General features: G+C 56.3%; 1 rRNA gene. It reads left to right on the forward strand.

The window, feature by feature from the left end:
- Positions 1-1,394: ribosomal RNA gene (locus ACIGXJ_RS36990) — 23S ribosomal RNA — on the forward strand; the annotation flags it as partial.
- Between the last annotated feature and the right edge of the window lie 22 nt (positions 1,395-1,416).

Consider the following 1,416-nt stretch of genomic DNA (forward strand, 5'->3'; position numbering starts at 1 on the left):
GTCTGAGACCTGATGCCGAGCCGATTGTGGTGAAGTGGATGATCCTATGCTGTCGAGAAAAGCCTCTAGCGAGTTTCATGGCGGCCCGTACCCTAAACCGACTCAGGTGGTCAGGTAGAGAATACCGAGGCGTTCGGGTGAACTATGGTTAAGGAACTCGGCAAAATGCCCCCGTAACTTCGGGAGAAGGGGGGCCACATCCGGTGATCCGTTTTACACGGTGAGCTGGGGGTGGCCGCAGAGACCAGCGAGAAGCGACTGTTTACTAAAAACACAGGTCCGTGCGAAGCCGTAAGGCGATGTATACGGACTGACGCCTGCCCGGTGCTGGAACGTTAAGGGGACCGGTTAGTGACCTTTCGGGGTTGCGAAGCTGAGAACTTAAGCGCCAGTAAACGGCGGTGGTAACTATAACCATCCTAAGGTAGCGAAATTCCTTGTCGGGTAAGTTCCGACCTGCACGAATGGCGTAACGACTTCTCGACTGTCTCAACCATAGGCCCGGTGAAATTGCACTACGAGTAAAGATGCTCGTTTCGCGCAGCAGGACGGAAAGACCCCGGGACCTTTACTACAGTTTGATATTGGTGTTCGGTTCGGCTTGTGTAGGATAGCTGGGAGACTGTGAACTCTGGACGCCAGTTCAGGGGGAGTCGTCGTTGAAATACCAGTCTGGTCGTGCTGGATGTCTAACCTGGGTCCGTGATCCGGATCAGGGACAGTGTCTGATGGGTAGTTTAACTGGGGCGGTTGCCTCCCAAAGGGTAACGGAGGCGCCCAAAGGTTCCCTCAGCCTGGTTGGCAATCAGGTGTTGAGTGTAAGTGCACAAGGGAGCTTGACTGTGAGACCGACGGGTCGAGCAGGGACGAAAGTCGGGACTAGTGATCCGGCGGTGGCTTGTGGAAGCGCCGTCGCTCAACGGATAAAAGGTACCCCGGGGATAACAGGCTGATCTTCCCCAAGAGTCCATATCGACGGGATGGTTTGGCACCTCGATGTCGGCTCGTCGCATCCTGGGGCTGGAGTCGGTCCCAAGGGTTGGGCTGTTCGCCCATTAAAGCGGTACGCGAGCTGGGTTTAGAACGTCGTGAGACAGTTCGGTCCCTATCCGCTGTGCGCGTAGGAGTCTTGAGAAGGGCTGTCCCTAGTACGAGAGGACCGGGACGGACGAACCTCTGGTGTGCCAGTTGTTCTGCCAAGGGCATGGCTGGTTGGCTACGTTCGGGAGGGATAACCGCTGAAAGCATCTAAGCGGGAAGCCTGCTTCGAGATGAGGACTCCCACCCACTTGATGGGGTAAGGCTCCCAGTAGACGACTGGGTTGATAGGCCGGATATGGAAGCACGGTAACGTGTGGAGTTGACCGGTACTAATAGGCCGAGGGCTTGTCCTCAGTTGCTCGCGTCCACTGTGTT

It is taken from the genome of Streptomyces sp. NPDC053367 (assembly GCF_044545925.1).
Taxonomy (GTDB): domain Bacteria; phylum Actinomycetota; class Actinomycetes; order Streptomycetales; family Streptomycetaceae; genus Streptomyces.